Genomic DNA, 16,681 nt, shown 5'->3' with positions numbered 1-16,681 from the left:
CGGTTCTCTCACCATGAAGGTGAGGCGAGCCGGTGACGGGCTGCGATCTCAGGGCTTCAAGATCATCGTGTGGCCGCTTTTGGGCTACCCTCGGCGATCCCCTGGAGGGCCGCGTCGGTGTCCGCGGTGGCCAGATGCTTGTTGATGTCGACGCCGGCCAGTGCGCCGGCCGCTGCGGAGGGGCCGACCTGGGCGACCAGATCGGTGGCGTTGCCGGCCACCCACACACCCGGCACCTCGGTGGCGCCGGCGATGCTGGAGGCGAACCCGCGGCCCATGTTCGGCAGGTCCCGCACCGGCAGGCTCAGACCTTCCAGGCCCTGGGTGCGGGCCTGCATCGGCGCGGCGACCGCGAGGACGCGGCGGGCCACGACCTGGCCGTCGGCCAGGCGCACCCCGGCGAGGGCACCGTCTTCGTCGTTGACGACCTCGGTGACCGGGGTGTCGATGATGCGGATGCCGCGGGCGGCGAAGCGGGCGCGGCTGTCCTCGTCCAGGTCAGTGCCGTGGGTGAAGTAGGTCAGGTCCTCGGTCAGCTGACGGAACAGAAACGCGTGGCCGATGGAGGCCAGGCCGGTGGCGAGGACGCCGATGGGCTCATCGCGCACCTCCCAGCCGTGGCAGTACGGGCAGTTCACGACACTGTGCCCCCAGTGCTCGGCGAGCCCGGGCACCTCCGGCAGCACATCCGTGAGGCCGGTGGCCACCAGGATTCGGCGAGCGGTGATGCTGCGGCCGTCGGCCAGGGTGACGGTGAACCGCAGGTCCCCGTCCGCCGACGGGGCGGCAGACTCGGCCGAGACCACCTCGCCGTGGACGACGCGTCCGCCGTACTGGCGCACCTGCTCCCGGCCCCGCCGAAGGATCTCGGACGGCGGGGTGCCGTCCAAGACGATGAAACCGTGCATGGCCTCCGCGGGTGCGTTGCGCGGGGAGCCGCTGTCGATCACGACGACCGAGCGGCGGGAGCGGGCGAGGATCAGTGCACCGTTCAGCCCCGCGGCGCCCCCGCCGATCACCACCGCATCGACGGTCCCCTCGGCCAGTGCGTCGCTCGCGTACGGAGGAGTCGTCACATTCATGGCCTCCTGCCTTTCCTTATCAGTCATGGTTCGGTCAACCCTTCGAGTTCTGGGTGGTTGGAGGGGGTCAGCTGTTCAGAAAGCCCAGGATGTGGTCGGCGACCGTCTTGGGCTGTTCGAGGTGCAGGCAGCTTGTCCGGTGAGCTCAGGATGGTTGTGTACTGAACAGTCAGAAATCTAGATAGTTCTGTACTGAGTTGTCAAGTACGGCAGATCGGCGCTACCTTCTGGGTATGGCGAGACCACGAAGCTTCGACCGCGACCACGTTCTCCATGCCGCCGAGCGGCAGTTCCGCACCACGGGCTACAGCGGGACGAGCGTCGACGACATCAGCGCCGCCACAGGGCTGGGCCGCGGCAGCCTCTATGCCGCGTTCGACGGTGGCAAGCACGGCGTGCTGCTGCAGGCGATGGCCGCGTACTCCGCCCGGCTGGGGCAGGCTGTCCCGCAGGCACTCGCCGGACCGGACGAGGGCGCCCTGGAACGACTGCACGGGTTCTTGCTCCGCGCCGTCAACGGGGTGCCACTCGCCGACGACGTACCCCCCGCCCCTGACCGGGCGGCGGCGGCCTGCTTCGCCGCCAAGATGGCCCTGGAGCTCGGCGCCTCCGACCCCGAGCTGGAACGCATGGCCAAAGCCTGCTTCTCCGCGGTCGCGACGGCGGTGGCCGAGTGTGTGCGAGCAGCGCAGCGCAACGGCGACATCGACCCCGACGCGGATCCCGACGACCTTGCGTACCTTCTGCTGACCATCGTCCGCGGGATCGATGTCGTAGGCGCGCACGGCCACAGTCCCGCCCGCCTGACCTCGATTGCGGAGAGCGCGTTCGCATTGTTGCCTCGCCGGCACTACCGCTGAGAAGGACACGGCAGAACTTTCGTCACGCTCAACGTGCTCGTCGATGCGGTCGACGCCGTCGCCTTCCTGGCCGCGGGCCTAAGGAAGGACATCAGTGCAAACTCCGGCGCACTGGGTGCGGGAATATCCTTATCCGCTGTCGCCGCCGAGCTCCGCATCGACCCCGCCCTATGACCGTCAGATCAGAAGAACCCAAGGATCGAAACCGGCTGCAGCCGCGCGACTACACGCTCTGGGCGATCGAGCGGCTCACGCAGACCGTTGTCGACCTGGACTCGTTGAACGCGCTCGCTGTCTCATGATCGCCTCGGCGCCCTGTGTCCGCTGACGGCGGGTGCGGGCGCCGACGCCGAATCACCTGTTGTACGAATGCGTGTGGCCGCTCCACCATGGTGGAGCGGCCACACGCGTACTCACGGTCAGCGACGCTGGTCGAGCTTCTTCTCGAGAATCTGGGCGGCTATGGTGTTCTTCAGCACCTGCATCGTGCCACCCGCGATGGACGAGACGATCACGTCGCGGAAGCAACGCTCGGGCGGGAATCCGGTGACCAAGCCGTTCCCGCCGAGGATCTGCATGGCTTTCCAGCACACGTCGCGTCCCATGTCGGCGGCGTGCAACTTGGCCACGGAGACGTCCAAAGCCCGCGGGAACTTCCCCTTCTCGGCCGTCATCGCCGCCTTGTAGGTCAGGTAGCGGACCGATTCGATTTGAGTCCACATTTCCGCGATCAGGTGATAGATCGACTGGAATTCGTTGACGGGCCGGCCGAACTGCGTCCGCTCGTTGGAATAGGAGATCGCCTCGTCGAAGGCGCCCTCGGCGAGGCCGAGGCACAGGGCCGAGATGTAGAGCCGTTCCATGTTGAACGCCTGCATGAGGATGGGAAAGGAGCCATCACCCATCAGCAGGTTCTCTTTGGGAATCCGGCATTCGGTGAAGTGGAGGTCGCCGTGCTTCGAACCGCGAGAGCCCATGTACTCGGGCCCGTTGCCGAGCGTGAAGCCGGGGGTTCCCTTCTCGACGACAACGGCGCCGATCCCCTTCATACCCGGCGTGTCGTTCAGCCGCACGAAGGTGATGTAGAGGTCGTAATCCGGTGCGCCGGTGATGAATCGTTTGCTGCCATTGAGCACGATCTCGTCGCCGTCGAAAGCGGCGGTGGTCTCGATATCGGTGATCGCCGAGCCGTATTTGGGTTCGGACAGTGCGATGGAGGCGGTGAGCTCGCCGGCCGCGATCCGCGGCAGGTACTTGGCATGGGCCGCGGTGTTGTCCGACATCATGATCACCGAGGGCCCGGTGCAGGTCGTCGCGAAGAGGATGTCGCCGGCCATCCACGACTTCATGGCACGACAGGAAGCCTCGACCGCCAAGGCGAATTCGATAGCGCTGAGCCCCTTTCCGCCGTACTCGACGGGAATGGTGATGCCGGCCAGTCCCATGTCCACGGTGTCCCGGACCATCTCGGCGATCGGCGCGGCGTCCTCACGATCGATCTGGGTCGCCAGCGGCGCCCACTTCTCGCCGAAGGCCCGCGCCTTGGCCTGGATGTCGGCCTGAACGGGGGAGAGGTCGAATGCTGTTGTGTCCATATCAGATCCGCTCGATGATGGTGACGTTGGCCTGGCCGCCGCCCTCGCACATGGTCTGCAGGCCGTAGCGGCCGCCGGTGCGCTCGAGCTCGTGCAGCAGGGTGGTCATGAGGCGTGTTCCGGTCGCACCGATGGGATGGCCCAGCGCGATGGCTCCACCGTTGACATTGACCTTGGCGTGGTCGGCCTTCAGGTCCCGTTCCCACGCGATGGCGACGGAGGCGAAGGCCTCGTTGATCTCCACCAGGTCGATGTCCTCGAGCCTCATGCCGGTCTTCTCGAGCGCGTACTGCGTGGCGGGAATGGGAGCGTGCAGCATCATCACCGGATCCGCACCACGCACCGAGATGTGGTGAATGCGGGCCCGCGGGGTCAGGCCGTGCGCTTTCACAGCGGCTTCGGAGGCGATGAGCATCGCCGAGGCGCCGTCGGAGACCTGACTGGACACCGCCGCGGTCAGACGGCCGCCGGGGACGAGGGTGTCGAGTGCGGCCATCTTCTCCAGGCTCGTGTCCCGCGGACCCTCGTCCTGACCGATATCGCCGTAGGCCAGGATCTCGCGGTCGAAGCGGCCTTCGGCGCGCGCCGTGATGGCTCGGGTGTGGCTTTCGAGCGCGAAGATCTCCATCTCCTCGCGGGTGATGCCCCACTTCTCGGCGATCATCTCAGCGGATTTGAACTGTGAGATCTCGGTGGTGTATCGAGCCTCCCAGCCCTGGGAGCCGGTCCACGGATCCTCGGGACCGCCACACGCCTGGGCGCCGGCGGCGAACGCCGACAGGATCGGGTACTGCGTCATCTTCTGCACGCCGCCGGCGAGCACCAGATCCTGTGCACCGCTCATCACACCCATGGCGGCGAAATGCACGGCCTGCTGCGACGATCCGCACTGACGGTCGATGGTCACACCGGGCACGCTCTCCGGCAGCCCGGCCGCGAGCGCCGCCGTGCGCGCGATATCGCCCGCCTGGGAACCGATCTGGTCGATACAGCCGAGCACGACGTCGTCGATCGCGGCGGGATCGAAGCCGCCGCGATCGGCAAGCGCTCGAATGACGTGTGCGGCCATATCGGCCGGGTGCGCGTCGGTGAAGCCGCCCTTACGGCGTCCGACTGGTGTGCGCACGGCGTCGATGATGTATGCCTCGGGCATGAACTCCTCCGAATACTGTTGTGAGAGAGTGGAACCGCGGCCGATTTGGCCTCGGGGACGGTGATCACGGCATGGTGTAGCCGCCGCTGACCGAGAACACCTGGCCGGTTACCTGACGTGCCGCGGGTTCGGACGAGACCCACAGCACCGCATTGGCGATGTCGTTGGCGGTGGTGAGGCGGCGCAGCGGAATGTCCTTGCGCAGGAACTCGATCTGCTTCTCGTTGAACACCGAATCTTCGCCCGCGGCCCACAGGCTGTCCTTGCCGACGGCGTCCGGTCCTTCCGGGATGACCAGGCCCGGGCACACCACGTTCGAACGGATGCCGTGGCGGCCGTGTTCACGAGCGGTGGTGCGCGCCAAGGCGATCAGTGCGGCCTTGGTCGCCCCGTACACCCCCTGGCGGATCTGCCCGAAGGCGGCGTCGCTGGAGATGAATACGATCGAGCCCTGACCGGCTTCCCGCATGACAGGGATGGCGGCCTGGGTCGTCGCGATGGCGGTGTAGAGGTTGATCTCGACGGTGCGCTGCCATTTCGCGCGGTCGGTGTCCTCGGCGATGAAGCCCGGTACGCTCCATCCGGCGTTGTTGACCAGGGCGTCGAGCCCATTCCAGTGACCAACCGCGCGATCGACCGCTGCTTGCGCGACGCCGTCGACGGTGAGGTCGCCCGCCGCGACTTCGACTGCGGCGGCACCGAGTTCGAGGGCTTCGGCGCGCACCTTGTCGGCCTGCTCGGCGTCGATGTCACTGAGCACGATGCGCGCGCCCTCGCGGGCGAAGCCGTGCACGATACCGCGCCCGATGTTCGAGGCGCCGCCGGTGATTAGAACACGGGCATTGCGCAGCTGCAGATCCATGCGGTTCAACTCCTTCGTTCAGAACCGAAGTTAGTCTAATTTATATTCAATTAAACTACTAGCAGTGGGGCCGTGGCTTAGCCGCAGAGTCCCCCGCGGACTATGGCCTGCGCGGTGTGGACGACGGCATCGAGTGGACCGGCCTCGGGCGTCCACCACTCGGAGGCCCAATTCAGGGCGCCGAGTGTCAGCATGCGCGCGGTGCGGAGATCGAGGTGATCCGGCAGCACGCCCGCCTCCGAAGCCTCCTGGAACAGCTTCTTCCAGACCTTGCCGTACGCGGACTCCTCGGCCAGCTGCCGGGCGCGGATCTTCGCCGGCACCTGTGCGGCATTGCGGATGGATGCGGTCGTGTAGTCGGAGATCTCCAGTTCGTGGCGCAGGTGAGCCTCGACGGCGGCCAGGATCCGTTCGATCGGAGTGGAGTCCGGCATCGCCCCGAGGATTTCCGAGACGTGCTCGCGCATATCGGCGATGCCCGACCACATCACCTCTTCGATGAGATCGTCGCGAGAGGGGAAGTAGTAGTAGATGGCCGGCGTCTGGAGCTTGGCGAGTTCGGCGACGTCGGACAGCCTCGTGCCTGCGTAGCCCTTGCGGCTGAGGACGTACGCCGCGGCGTCGAGTATCCGTTTCCTTGTGCGGGCCGACTTGGACTCCTGGTCCTCATCGGTGACCGGTTGTGCCATGTCGGTGTCTCCGATCTGCGCTGGTGGGCGTTAGTGCGACGGGCGGTCGGTGTCCCGCGGGATTGACCTATGCTCTATTCAAATCTATATTAAATTCAAAGTCTAGTGAGGAGTGCTGACGTGCGAGTTTTCGCTACCATCGAGGAGTTCGCCGCCGCCGCGGGGACGTCCCTGGGGACCACCGAGTGGCTCGAGATCGATCAGAAACGGATCGACACCTTCGCGGATGCGACCGGCGACCACCAGTGGATCCACGTGGATCCGGAGCGGGCCGCCGACGGGCCTTACCAGGGCACCATTGCCCACGGACTGCTCACCCTGTCGTTGCTGCCTGTGCTGAACCACCAGCTCTATAGCATCGAAAGGCTCTCCATGGCGGTCAATTACGGCTTCGACAAGGTGCGCTTCATCTCGCCGGTGCCGGTGAACTCGCGGGTGCGGGCCACGACCACCATCGACTCCGTCAACGAGGTGCCCGGTGGCATCCAGGCGAAGATGATCACCAGCATCGAGGTCGAGGGCTCCGCCAAGCCGGCGTGTGTCGCCGAGTCGATCGCGCGGTTCATCGCATGACCGGCGTGCTGCTCAGCGGAAAGACGGCGGTCGTCACGGGCGCTGCCGGCGGCATCGGTCTGGCCATCGCGAGGTTGTTCCATGAACACGGAGCCGCGGTTGTGCTGGCCGACTTGAACGAGCAGGGCGCTCAGCGGGCTGCCGAGTCGGTGGGCGCGCAAGCGATCGGTCTCAGTTGCGATGTGACCGATGAGAATTCGGTGCAAACGCTCGTCGACGAGACGGTGCGCCGCACCGGTGGGCTGGATGTGTTCGTCAACAACGCCGGTGTCACCCGCGACGCGTCGCTGCGCAAGATGACCGTCGCGGACTTCGACACCGTGATCGCGGTGCATCTGCGCGGCACCTGGCTCGGACTGCGAGCCGCGTCCGCGGTCATGCGCGACGCGGGCAGCGGGTCGATCATCAACATGTCGTCGCTGTCGGGCAAATCCGGAAATCCGGGTCAGACCAACTACAGCGCCGCCAAGGCGGGCATCGTCGGCATGACCAAGGCGAGTGCGAAGGAACTGGCGCACAAGAACGTTCGCGTCAACGCCATCCAGCCCGGCCTCATCCGCACCGCCATGACCGAGGCCATGCCACCGGAGATCTTCGCCGAGCGTGAGGGCGCGATTCCGATGAAGCGGGCCGGCGAACCGGGCGAAGTGGCCGGTGCCGCGCTGTTCCTCGCATCGGATCTGTCCAGCTATATGACCGGTGCGGTGCTCGAGGTCGGGGGAGGTCGGTTGATGTGAGCGACTCCAAACTCCTGGCCGACTCCGAGTCGACAGCGGAGGTCGTGCTGACCGAGGTGATCGACGGCGTCGGAACCATCACCTTGAACCGGCCCGATCGCATGAACGCCATCACCATCGAATTGGGCGCCCGGCTACACCTCGCACTGACCGAGGCCGCGGCGCGCGCCAAGGTGATCGTCATCCGCGGCAGCGGCGGAAACTTCTGTGCCGGCGGCGATTTCCATGAGCTGGAGAGGCTGCGCGAAGCGGGCCGCGACGCCATGGCTCCGCTGTTCGCCAACTTCCGCGCCGCCTGCGATTCGATTGCCGAGCTGCCGGTCCCGGTCATCTGCGCGGTCGAGGGGTACGCCACTGCCGGTGGGTTCGAGTTGGCCCAAGCCGCCGATATCGTCCTCGTCCACGAGAACGCGGTGCTCGCGGACATCCACTCGAAGTACGGCCAGGTCCCCGGAGGCGGGAGCACACAGCGGCTCGCACGCCTGGTGGGGCGCCAGCGCGCGCTGGCGCACATCCTCACCGGTGACCGCCTCAGCGCCGACGAAGCGGTCGAATGGGGGCTGGCGTACAAGAAGTACTCCGCGTCCGAATTCGATCCCGGAGTCCGGGCTTTCGCGGAAAAGCTGTCCACGAAGGACCCCGGCGCACTGGCGATCACCAAACGCCTCGTCTATCAGGGTCTGAGCGCATCGCTGACCGACGGCTTGAGCCTCGAGTTCGAGGCGGTCCTCGATCACCTCACCGGTACGTCAGCAGGAGCCGGAATAGGCTCGTTCACCACGGGGAGTTTCAACCGATGAACGATTTGGTCCGCGTCGACATCGACGACGACGGAATCGCCCGGATGCTGTTGAACAGCCCGGAGACCTCCAACGGGATGGATGTCCCGTTCCTGCAGGCACTCCACTCGGCCATCCTGCGCGTACACGGGGAACCGCGCGTGCGTGCGGTCGTGCTGTCGGGCGCGGGCAAGAACTTCTGTGCCGGTGGCAATGTGCGGGTGTTCGCCTCCAAGGGCGAGCAGTTGCCCGATTACCTGCGCGAGGCGACGGCTTGGCTGCAGATCGCGGTTTCGGCCCTCACCCAGCTCAACGTCCCGGTCATCGCCTCGGTACACGGCTTCGCCGCCGGGGGCGGCGGATTCGGTCTGGTGTGCGCCGCGGATTTCGTCATCGCCGCCGATACGGCCAAGTTCATGTCCGGCGCGGTGCGCGTGGGCATGGCGCCGGACGCCGGTGTATCGGTGACCCTGACCCAGCTGGTCGGCCTGCGCAAGGCCATGCACATTCTGCTCACCAACCCGGTACTCGACGCCGCCGAGGCGATGGAAATCGGCCTGCTGACCAAAGTGGTGCCCGGTACCGACCTCGAAACCGAATCCCTCGACTACGCACGGCAATTCGTCACTACCGCGCCGAAGGCCATCGGCGCCACCAAGCGCCTGCTCTGGGGTGGCGTGGGCGCGACGCTGGCAGACCGGCTGCCCGAGGAGGCACGCACCGTGTCGGAACTGTCCGGCACGGCGGATTCCCGGGAGGGCCTGGCGGCGGTCATCGAGCGTCGCGAGCCGAAGTTTCGAGGTGAATGACGGTGTCCGACAATGAATTACCCGTTCTGTCCGAGGATCGCGGACTGATCCGCATCATCACGCTGAACCGGCCGCAGCGGCGAAATGCCATCGACCTGCCCCTGCGCTACGCCCTGGCCGAGCAGCTCGAGCAGGCCATGGCCGATTCGAGCGTGCGCGTGATCGTGTTGACCGGCGCCGGCTCGGGATTCTGTGCGGGCGGTGACATCTCGACCATGCGTCGCATGGACGAGGTCGAGGCCAGGCCCCGGGCCGAGGCGGCTCAGCGCGTGGTCCGCGCCATCTGGCGGGGCGGCAAACCGGTTATCGCGGCGGTGGAAGGCGCGGCATTCGGTGCGGGTGTCTCGCTGGCCCTGGCCTGTGATCGGGTCGTCGCCGCGGCGGACGCCGTGTTCAGCACCGCGTTCACCGGTGTCGGTCTCGCCGGCGATATGGGGATCTTCGCCTCACTGCCAGCGCGGGTGGGCCCGGCCAAGGCCCGAGAGCTCATGTTGCTTCCGACCCGCCTCACCGGTGCCGAGGCCGCGGAGATCGGTCTTGCCGATGCAGCCGTGGAATCCGGCGGCGCCCTGGCCGCGGCACTCGCCGATGCCGAGCGCATGTCCATCGCACCGCCGCTGGCCGTCGCCGCGCTGAAGGAGATGTTCGTGCGGTGGCCGAACGATCCGATGGCCGTGCTGGACAAGGAAGTCGACAACCAGGTGAAGCTGTTCGACTCCGAAGATTTCGCCGAGGGCGTCTCGGCGTTCCATGAGAAGAGAACTCCCGTATTTCGCGGGAAGTAGCGGAAGCACATGCCTATGACAGCCGTGGCAGAAGACAACCTGAGTGACTCCTACTGGCCAGCCGACGACAGTGTGTCCCTCTCGGAGCACTCGGTCGGTTCACTCCTCGCCGATAGAGCCCGCACCCACCCGGATGCGGTGGCTCTGGTCGGGACACCGCATCTCGGTTCCGCGCTGCGCCGGCTCACCTACGGTGAGCTCTACGCTGCGGCACTGCGAGTGGCGGCGGCCCTGACCGAACTCACCGAACCCGGCGAGTTCGTCGCCCTGTGGGCGCCGAACCACGTCGAATGGCCCGTTATCGAATTCGGCGCCGCACTGGCCGGGCGGGTGCTCGTCGCCCTGAACCCCGCATTCCGGGAAGGCGAGTTGGTCTATACCCTCGAACACTCGGGCGCGGCGGTGCTGCTGCACGCCGACGAGCATCGAGGCTATGACATGGCGGCGGTCGCCGCCGCCGCGATCCATCGCGTTCCGAGCGTTCGCCGGTGCATCAGCCTGTCGGACACCACACTCTGGGAGGCGACCGCGTCGGGCGCGCTACCGGACGTCGATCCTGGCGATCCGGCGATGCTGCAATACACCTCGGGCACCACCGGGAATCCGAAAGGTGTGCTGCTGCGCCATCGTTCGCTGGTCAATGTCGCGAAGATGACCATGGCCGCCGCAGCGGTGTCATCGGGCTCTGTCTTCGTGAACCCGCTGCCGATGTTCCACACCGCCGCGTGCGTCATCGGAACACTGGGCCCCGTCTGGGCGTCGGGCACGGTGCTGCTCGTGGACAGCTTCGAACCTGCCCGGGTTCTCTCATGGGCGGCCGCGGAGAAGGCCGACATCCTATTCTACGTGCCGACGATCCTCGGCGCCCTGCTGGAGATGGCCCGCGGAAACGACTCGGCCGCACCGCGACTCACGAGCGTCATCGGTGGAGCGGCGAACGTGCCGCAGGTGATGATCGAGGGCGCGGCGAATGTCTTCGGCGCCGCAGTGCACAACTTATTCGGCCAGACCGAACTGGCCCCGGTCATCACTCTCACCCGCCGCGACGACGCGCTCGCCGATCAACTGACCACCGTCGGGCGTCCGATCCCTCAGGTCGAGGTGAAGATCGCGGGCGGCGGCGGTACGGGAGTCGCACCACTGGGCGTGGTCGGTGAGATCTGCGCCCGCGGCTATCAGCAGATGATCGGGTACTACCGCGATCCTGCCGCAACCGCTGCGGCCGTCGACGCCGAAGGCTGGCTGCATACCGGCGATCTCGGCTCGATGGATGCCCGCGGATACGTCACCGTCACCGGACGACTCAAGGACATGATCATCAGTGGCGGCGAGAACATCGCCCCCGCGGAGGTGGAATCCCGGTTGGTCGAACACGATTCGATCCAGCAGGCCGCGGTCGTCGGCATCCCGCACGAGAAATGGGGTGAGACCGTCGCCGCGGTGCTCGTAGTCCGCGGCGAACGTCGCTCCGATCTGCTGGATTCGGTGAAGCAGCAGCTCAGCAGCACACTCGCGCCGTTCAAGACACCGCGACGCTGGTTCGTCGCCGAAACGCTACCCGTCACTCCGTCGGGCAAGGTGCAGAAGTTCCGGCTACATGAGGCGATCCGCAATGGCGACGTCGAAGAGATCGGGTGAAAACCGTGAGCTCCACTGATTTCGACCTCCGGCGCAACCGGCTGACCGAACGATTCCCGACCTGGCAACCACGATCGCTAGGTGAGTGGTTGCTGCGGTGCGCCGACGAGTTCGGTGAACGCCCATTGGTCATGACCGATGACCGCACGCTCACCTATCGGGAGACCGCCGAGCTGGCAACCCGGCTGGCCGACGGGCTGGTCACCCTCGGCGTTCGCCCTGGCGACCACGTCGGGGTCCTGATGGCGAACTACCCGGAGTTCGTGCCGGTGAAGTTCGCCATCGCCCTCGCCGGTGCCGTCGCGGTGCCCTTGAACTTCCTGTACCGCGCCGACGAACTCGGCTACGTACTCGATCAGTCCGAGTGCCGGGTACTGATCACCATGACGGGTTTCGCGGGCCTCGACTACCTCGCGATGCTCGATGAGATCGCTCCCGGGTGGGAATCGCTCGATCGCGACTACACCCGGCTCCCCAAGCTGCACACCGTGATTCAGCTGCCCACCGATGGGCGCGAGCGCGCCGGTGTCCGCACGGTGACCGAGCTCGGCCAGGTCGGTGAGCGGTATCCCGGCGCGGCCGGGGGTATCCAGGTCGATCCCATGGGTGTGGGGGACATCCTCTACACCTCGGGCACGACCGGGTCTCCCAAAGGGGTGCTGATCACCCATGACGCCGTGCTGCGCACCGGCTACGCGTCCGCGCTCACCCGCGCCTTCGCCGACGGTCGCCGGATTCTGTTCTCACTGCCTTGCTATCACATGTTCGGATATGTCGAAGGCTTGATCGCCGCGATGATGGTCGGCGGTGCGGTGATCCTGCTGCCCGCCTTCGACGCCACGAAATACCTGGCGGGCATCGAGCGGCACCGCGCCGACGACATTCTGTGTGTCCCCACGATGACGGTGGCGCTGCTGGAGCATCCGGATCGGCGCCGTTACGACCTGTCGTCGCTGTCGGCGGTGCTGTCCGGCGCCGCACCCGCGCCGATCTGGCTGTGGGAACGCGTCCGCGATGAACTCGGCGCGACCGAGATCGTCACCGGTTACGGCATGACCGAGTGCGGCGGCGCGATGACCCTGACCCGGCCCGAAGACCCGCTGCACTTGACCGCGGCCACTGCCGGCGCGCCCAAATCCGCCGGGGCGGCCGGAATCGACGACGGCGCGCTGGTGCTCTATCGCACCGTCGACCCGATCACCGCGGCGCCGCTGCCCGACGGTGCGGAGGGCGAACTGGTTTCTCGGGGCCCGACGAGCATGCTCGGGTTCTGGGGCAAGCCGGAGGAGACCTCCGCGGGCCTGCGGGACGGCTGGGTGTTTTCCGGCGATCTCGGCCGGGTCATGCCGAACGGCTATCTGGAGCTCACCGGTCGAAGCAAGGAGCTCTACAAGAGCGGCGGCGAACTGGTGATGCCGAAGGAGATCGAGGATCTGCTCACAGCCAGCCCGGAGATCAGCCAGGCGTACCTGATCGGAGTCCCCGACGAGCGCTGGGGTGAGGCGGGCTGTGCGTGCGTGGTGCGCGCGCCCGGCACCGAGATCACCGCCGAGCAGGTGATCGAGATCTGCAAGGAGAACCTGGCCCGGTTCAAGGTTCCGAAACACGTTCTGTTCCTCGCGGCGGCCGAACTGCCCACCACCCCGACGGGAAAGGTGCAGAAGTACCGCCTCGTGAGTTACGCGAAAGCACGATTGGAGCAACAACTATGACGGTCACCACGCCTCCGGACGCCGCGCGCGAACCGGACGACCACGGGATCTGCGATCCGGACGCCGCCTGCGAATCCGGTCCGGTCGTGAATCAGGCGCCGCGAGTGGACTATTCGCGGCTCATCGAGCCCGAACGCGTGCACGGCACGCTCTACACCGATCCCGCCGTATTCGCCGACGAGCTCGAGCGCATCTGGTACGGCGGCTGGGTCTTCGTCGGCCACGAAACCGAGGTACCCGAGCCCAACGATTACGTGCGCAAGAACATCGGGCCGCAGGACATCATCATGACCCGCGACCGCGCCGGGGAAGTGCACCTGGTCACCAACCGGTGCGCCCATCGCGGCAACCTGGTCTGCGACGAACCGCGTGGCAATTCCAGCTCGTTCCGCTGCCCGTATCACGGCTGGACCTACAGTAATACCGGGGACATGCTGGGCTACCCCTACAACAAGGGCTACGGCGGTAAGAACAAGCTGAACCTCGGTCTCGGCGTGGTGCCCCGGGTGGAGAGCTATCACGGATTCGTCTTCGGCAGTTTCAACCCCGACGTGCCGCCGCTGCTGGAACACCTGGGCGCGGCCGCCGGTGAGATCGACAGGCTGGCGCGGTTGTCCCCGACCGGCAAGGTGCGCCTGGACAACGGCTGGCTACGGCACCGGACCCACGCGAACTGGAAGTTGCTGGCGGAGAACGAGACCGACGGCTACCACCCGCAGTTCGTGCACGGATCCATCTTCTCGGTGACCGGCTCCACGATCGGCCCGCTCTACAGCGACTCGTCCACCGCCGTCACCCGTGCCCTTGGCAACGGGCACAGCGAGAACGACCTGCGCCCGGAGTTCCGCAAGTTCGCCGAGCCGATGCGCTGGTTCGGTACCACCGCGGATCGGGTGCCGGAGTACGTCGCCAAGATGCGGGAGGCGCACGGCGAAGCGGCCGAGGAGATCATGATCGAGGGCGCACCCCACGTGATGATCTTCCCGAACCTGTTCATCGCCGAGATCCAGGTGTTCAACATCCAGCCGATCTCGGCCAATGAATGCATTCAGTTCTCCACCTCCGTGCAGCTGGATGGCGCGGACGAGCTGAACAAGCGCATGTTGTCGCAATCCATCGGATCGGTCGGACCGGCGGGCATGCTGCTGGCCGACGACACCGAGATGTACGAGCGCAACCAGGTCGGTGTGGAGCAGTTGCTGCCCGAATGGCTCGACCTGCGCCGTGGCCTGGCCCGGGAATCGGTGGACGACAACGGGTTCCGCATCGGCGGAGCCACCGATGAAACCGCGATGCGTGCCTTCTGGCAGCACTACAAGAGCCTGATGGAGGCGTGATGACTACGAATACCGCATCGCGGAGCGATTCCGTGAGGGGTGGCGGCCGGGCGACGGGTGGGCCCGATATCGATCTGCGCGAGCTCGAGCAGTTCATCTACCGTGAGGCCCGCCTCGCCGACGAACACGAGTACGACGCGTGGGAGGCCCTGTGGACCGACGACGCGCTGTACTGGGTGCCCGTGGACGGCGGCGGCTACGACCCCGAGCGACGCGTATCGATCATGTACGACAATCGCCGCCGGATCTCCACCCGGTTGCAGCAGTTGCGCACCGGTAAGCGGTACGCGCAGTCGCCACCGTCGAACCTGCGTCGCACGATCTCGAACATCGAACTGCTGGGCATCGAGGGTGACGACATCAGTGTGGGCGCGAATTTCGTGCTCTACGAGTCGAAGCCGCGCGGCATCCACACCTGGGCGGGCCGTTACACCTACGTGGTGCGCCGGGTGGACGGCGAGCTGAAGTTGGTCCGCAAGACCGTGCTGCTCGTCAACAGCGCCGATGCCGTGCCCAGCATGGGCTTCCTGATCTGAGAGGTTGGCAGATGGACACACCAGGATCGGGTATCGGCGCCGGTCGTGAATTCGGCGTCGTGCACAGTGAATTCGCTCAGGTGCGGGTCGGTATCGATGAGACCGCGAATAGTCCCCGTTTGCGGTTGGAGGACTTGAAGTCCGGCCGCGTCCGATTCCTGGATGCCCTCGAGCTGGAGACGATCGTGTGGCTGGCCGACGGGCACATGGAGCGGTTGCTCGACCCGTCCGCCGATCGCTGGCGGGAGGACTGATATGCCGGAGGCGATGCCGCCGGCAGCGGTCCGTCCACCGAACCTGGACTTCCGCGATCTCATCCGGCCCGGTGACTTCGTGGTCTGGGGTCAGTCCTGCGCGGAACCCGCGACGCTGACCGAGGGGCTGCTCGAACAGCGAGCCGCTCTGGGCGGCATCACCTGCTTCATCGGCATTCCCGCACTCGCGACGGTGAAAACCGAACACGCCGACCACATCCGGTTCGTCAGCTACTGCGGCACCGGCAGCAATCGGGCACTGGCCGCGGCCGGAGTGCTGGAGATCTACCCTGGCCCCTACTCGACCCTGCCGGAATTCGTCTCCCGCGCCGACGTGGTGCTGGTGCAGTGCGCACCACCGGACGCACGGGGGCGATACAGCCTGGGACTGGCCGACGACTACCTCACCGCCGCCATCGACAGCGCGCGAATCGTCGTCGTCGAGGTCAATGACCAGGTGCCCGCCACCGCCGGTACACGGCATCTGACCGACAGTGACATCGACATCGTGGTCAGAACATCCCGGCCGGTGGCCGAAAGCCCCGCCGCTCCACCGACACCGGAGATGTCGGCCATCGGAGCACACGTCGGGAGCATCGTGCCCGACGGCGCGACATTGCAATTCGGGATCGGTTCGGTACCCGAGGCGGTGCTCGCTTCGCTCGGCGTGCGCAACGACCTCGGCATCCACTCCGGCATCCTCTCCGATGCCGCGGTCGAACTCATCGACAAAGGCGTGGTGACGAATGCTCACAAGACCACCGATCGCGGCGTCTCCGTGGCGGCGGTGCTGATCGGCACCCGGCGGTTGTTCGACCACGTGCATCGCAATCCCACAGTGTCACTGCGGCCGATCGCGTATACCCATGATCCGGAACGCCTTGCGACGCAACACCGTTTCGTGGCCATCAATTCGGCGATCGAAGTCGATCTGACCGGACAGGTCAATGCCGAGGTGGCCGGTGGCCGATATGTGGGCGCGGTCGGCGGCGGCGGGGAATTCCTGCGCGCCGCCGCACGGTCGGACGGCGGCCTGCCGATCATCGCGCTCCCGGCCACCGTGGGAACACGGAGCCGGATCGTGGACAGGCTGTCCGGCCCCGTCACCATCGCGCGCAGTGACGTGGGCGTCGTGGTCACCGAATTCGGCATCGCCGACCTGCGCGGCCTGCCACTGTCCGAGCGACGCGAGCGAATGATCGCGATCGCGCATCCCGATCAGCGTGATGTCCTGCGTGCGATGGCGAGCCGGTGGTGACCATGACGGGATCGCCCTGCAC

The 16,681-nt window shown here is 66.5% G+C and carries 18 protein-coding genes; 13 read left to right on the top strand and 5 right to left on the bottom strand.

Annotation, left to right across the window (positions count from 1 at the left end; translation table 11 throughout):
* Positions 1 to 62 precede the first annotated feature (62 nt).
* A complete protein-coding gene (locus tag ACFYOW_RS15460) occupies positions 63 to 1,082 on the bottom strand; it encodes an NAD(P)/FAD-dependent oxidoreductase (RefSeq protein WP_387288826.1) in 1,020 nt (339 codons plus the stop codon).
* 233 nt (positions 1,083 to 1,315) lie between these two features.
* On the opposite strand from ACFYOW_RS15460, the gene ACFYOW_RS15455 reads away from it, so the two are divergent.
* The gene (locus ACFYOW_RS15455) at positions 1,316 to 1,942 is read left to right on the top strand and encodes a TetR/AcrR family transcriptional regulator (RefSeq protein WP_387288280.1); all 627 of its coding nucleotides are present in this window, start codon (positions 1,316 to 1,318) and stop codon (positions 1,940 to 1,942) included.
* Positions 1,943 to 2,112: 170 nt separating this feature from the next.
* Positions 2,113 to 2,244, top strand: coding sequence for a hypothetical protein (locus ACFYOW_RS15450; protein WP_387288278.1), 132 nt, complete (start codon positions 2,113 to 2,115; stop codon positions 2,242 to 2,244).
* A 117-nt stretch (positions 2,245 to 2,361) separates the two neighbouring features.
* Here ACFYOW_RS15450 and ACFYOW_RS15445 read toward each other — a convergent pair whose 3' ends face one another.
* From ACFYOW_RS15445 to ACFYOW_RS15430, 4 genes are all read right to left on the bottom strand, one after another.
* Positions 2,362 to 3,537 (bottom strand): acyl-CoA dehydrogenase family protein, encoded by a 1,176-nt coding sequence (locus ACFYOW_RS15445; protein WP_387288276.1) that lies wholly within the window; start codon positions 3,535 to 3,537, stop codon positions 2,362 to 2,364.
* A gap of 1 nt (position 3,538) precedes the next feature.
* A complete protein-coding gene (locus ACFYOW_RS15440; RefSeq protein WP_387288275.1) occupies positions 3,539 to 4,690 on the bottom strand; it encodes an acetyl-CoA C-acetyltransferase in 1,152 nt (383 codons plus the stop codon).
* Positions 4,691 to 4,754: 64 nt separating this feature from the next.
* The gene (locus ACFYOW_RS15435; RefSeq protein ID WP_387288273.1) at positions 4,755 to 5,552 is read right to left on the bottom strand and encodes an SDR family NAD(P)-dependent oxidoreductase; all 798 of its coding nucleotides are present in this window, start codon (positions 5,550 to 5,552) and stop codon (positions 4,755 to 4,757) included.
* A 77-nt stretch (positions 5,553 to 5,629) separates the two neighbouring features.
* The gene (locus ACFYOW_RS15430; RefSeq protein ID WP_387288272.1) at positions 5,630 to 6,241 is read right to left on the bottom strand and encodes a TetR/AcrR family transcriptional regulator; all 612 of its coding nucleotides are present in this window, start codon (positions 6,239 to 6,241) and stop codon (positions 5,630 to 5,632) included.
* A gap of 120 nt (positions 6,242 to 6,361) precedes the next feature.
* On the opposite strand from ACFYOW_RS15430, the gene ACFYOW_RS15425 reads away from it, so the two are divergent.
* The 11 genes from ACFYOW_RS15425 to ACFYOW_RS15375 all read left to right on the top strand — a co-directional run bounded on the left by ACFYOW_RS15425 (position 6,362) and on the right by ACFYOW_RS15375 (position 16,659).
* A complete protein-coding gene (locus tag ACFYOW_RS15425; RefSeq protein ID WP_387288270.1) occupies positions 6,362 to 6,814 on the top strand; it encodes a MaoC family dehydratase in 453 nt (150 codons plus the stop codon).
* On the top strand, positions 6,811 to 7,551 hold the full coding sequence (gene fabG / locus ACFYOW_RS15420) for a 3-oxoacyl-ACP reductase FabG (protein ID WP_387288269.1): 741 nt from the start codon (positions 6,811 to 6,813) through the stop codon (positions 7,549 to 7,551). The genes ACFYOW_RS15425 and fabG overlap by 4 nt, the downstream gene beginning before the upstream one ends.
* On the top strand, positions 7,548 to 8,351 hold the full coding sequence (locus tag ACFYOW_RS15415) for an enoyl-CoA hydratase/isomerase family protein (protein WP_387288268.1): 804 nt from the start codon (positions 7,548 to 7,550) through the stop codon (positions 8,349 to 8,351). Before fabG ends, ACFYOW_RS15415 begins: the two co-directional genes overlap by 4 nt.
* Positions 8,348 to 9,139: an enoyl-CoA hydratase/isomerase family protein gene (locus ACFYOW_RS15410; protein WP_387288266.1), complete on the top strand. Its 792-nt coding sequence runs from the start codon at positions 8,348 to 8,350 to the stop codon at positions 9,137 to 9,139. Before ACFYOW_RS15415 ends, ACFYOW_RS15410 begins: the two co-directional genes overlap by 4 nt.
* A 2-nt stretch (positions 9,140 to 9,141) precedes the next feature.
* Entirely contained in the window at positions 9,142 to 9,924 is a 783-nt protein-coding gene (locus ACFYOW_RS15405) for an enoyl-CoA hydratase/isomerase family protein (RefSeq protein ID WP_387288265.1), read from the top strand.
* A 15-nt stretch (positions 9,925 to 9,939) separates the two neighbouring features.
* Entirely contained in the window at positions 9,940 to 11,562 is a 1,623-nt protein-coding gene (locus ACFYOW_RS15400; protein ID WP_387288263.1) for a class I adenylate-forming enzyme family protein, read from the top strand.
* Between the two features lie 5 nt (positions 11,563 to 11,567).
* Positions 11,568 to 13,274: a class I adenylate-forming enzyme family protein gene (locus tag ACFYOW_RS15395; RefSeq protein ID WP_387288261.1), complete on the top strand. Its 1,707-nt coding sequence runs from the start codon at positions 11,568 to 11,570 to the stop codon at positions 13,272 to 13,274.
* Positions 13,275 to 13,378: 104 nt separating this feature from the next.
* The gene (locus tag ACFYOW_RS15390) at positions 13,379 to 14,611 is read left to right on the top strand and encodes a Rieske 2Fe-2S domain-containing protein (RefSeq protein ID WP_387288824.1); all 1,233 of its coding nucleotides are present in this window, start codon (positions 13,379 to 13,381) and stop codon (positions 14,609 to 14,611) included.
* Positions 14,611 to 15,147, top strand: a complete 537-nt coding sequence (locus tag ACFYOW_RS15385; RefSeq protein ID WP_387288259.1) for an aromatic-ring-hydroxylating dioxygenase subunit beta — start codon at positions 14,611 to 14,613, stop codon at positions 15,145 to 15,147. Before ACFYOW_RS15390 ends, ACFYOW_RS15385 begins: the two co-directional genes overlap by 1 nt.
* Positions 15,148 to 15,158: 11 nt before the next feature.
* On the top strand, positions 15,159 to 15,401 hold the full coding sequence (locus tag ACFYOW_RS15380) for a hypothetical protein (RefSeq protein WP_387288257.1): 243 nt from the start codon (positions 15,159 to 15,161) through the stop codon (positions 15,399 to 15,401).
* A gap of 1 nt (position 15,402) precedes the next feature.
* The gene (locus ACFYOW_RS15375) at positions 15,403 to 16,659 is read left to right on the top strand and encodes an acetyl-CoA hydrolase/transferase family protein (protein ID WP_387288255.1); all 1,257 of its coding nucleotides are present in this window, start codon (positions 15,403 to 15,405) and stop codon (positions 16,657 to 16,659) included.
* The last annotated feature ends 22 nt before the right edge of the window (positions 16,660 to 16,681 follow it).

This window comes from Nocardia sp. NPDC006982, from assembly GCF_042869435.1.
In the GTDB taxonomy this organism is placed as follows: Bacteria; Actinomycetota; Actinomycetes; order Mycobacteriales; family Mycobacteriaceae; genus Nocardia.
This window is presented reverse-complemented; position numbering and strand designations above follow the sequence as displayed.

What these genes read in the sequence shown, in the direction of transcription:
- ACFYOW_RS15435 (WP_387288273.1), bottom strand. Translation starts at nt 5,552, where the DNA reads ATGGATCTGCAGCTGCGCAATGCCCGTGTTCTAATCACCGGCGGCGCC.
- ACFYOW_RS15400 (WP_387288263.1), top strand. Translation starts at nt 9,940, where the DNA reads ATGACAGCCGTGGCAGAAGACAACCTGAGTGACTCCTACTGGCCAGCC.
- ACFYOW_RS15430 (WP_387288272.1), bottom strand. Translation starts at nt 6,241, where the DNA reads ATGGCACAACCGGTCACCGATGAGGACCAGGAGTCCAAGTCGGCCCGC.
- ACFYOW_RS15445 (WP_387288276.1), bottom strand. Translation starts at nt 3,537, where the DNA reads ATGGACACAACAGCATTCGACCTCTCCCCCGTTCAGGCCGACATCCAG.
- ACFYOW_RS15450 (WP_387288278.1), top strand. Translation starts at nt 2,113, where the DNA reads ATGACCGTCAGATCAGAAGAACCCAAGGATCGAAACCGGCTGCAGCCG.
- ACFYOW_RS15375 (WP_387288255.1), top strand. Translation starts at nt 15,403, where the DNA reads ATGCCGGAGGCGATGCCGCCGGCAGCGGTCCGTCCACCGAACCTGGAC.
- ACFYOW_RS15440 (WP_387288275.1), bottom strand. Translation starts at nt 4,690, where the DNA reads ATGCCCGAGGCATACATCATCGACGCCGTGCGCACACCAGTCGGACGC.
- ACFYOW_RS15385 (WP_387288259.1), top strand. Translation starts at nt 14,611, where the DNA reads ATGACTACGAATACCGCATCGCGGAGCGATTCCGTGAGGGGTGGCGGC.
- ACFYOW_RS15410 (WP_387288266.1), top strand. Translation starts at nt 8,348, where the DNA reads ATGAACGATTTGGTCCGCGTCGACATCGACGACGACGGAATCGCCCGG.
- ACFYOW_RS15380 (WP_387288257.1), top strand. Translation starts at nt 15,159, where the DNA reads ATGGACACACCAGGATCGGGTATCGGCGCCGGTCGTGAATTCGGCGTC.
- ACFYOW_RS15455 (WP_387288280.1), top strand. Translation starts at nt 1,316, where the DNA reads ATGGCGAGACCACGAAGCTTCGACCGCGACCACGTTCTCCATGCCGCC.
- ACFYOW_RS15460 (WP_387288826.1), bottom strand. Translation starts at nt 1,082, where the DNA reads ATGAATGTGACGACTCCTCCGTACGCGAGCGACGCACTGGCCGAGGGG.
- fabG (WP_387288269.1), top strand. Translation starts at nt 6,811, where the DNA reads ATGACCGGCGTGCTGCTCAGCGGAAAGACGGCGGTCGTCACGGGCGCT.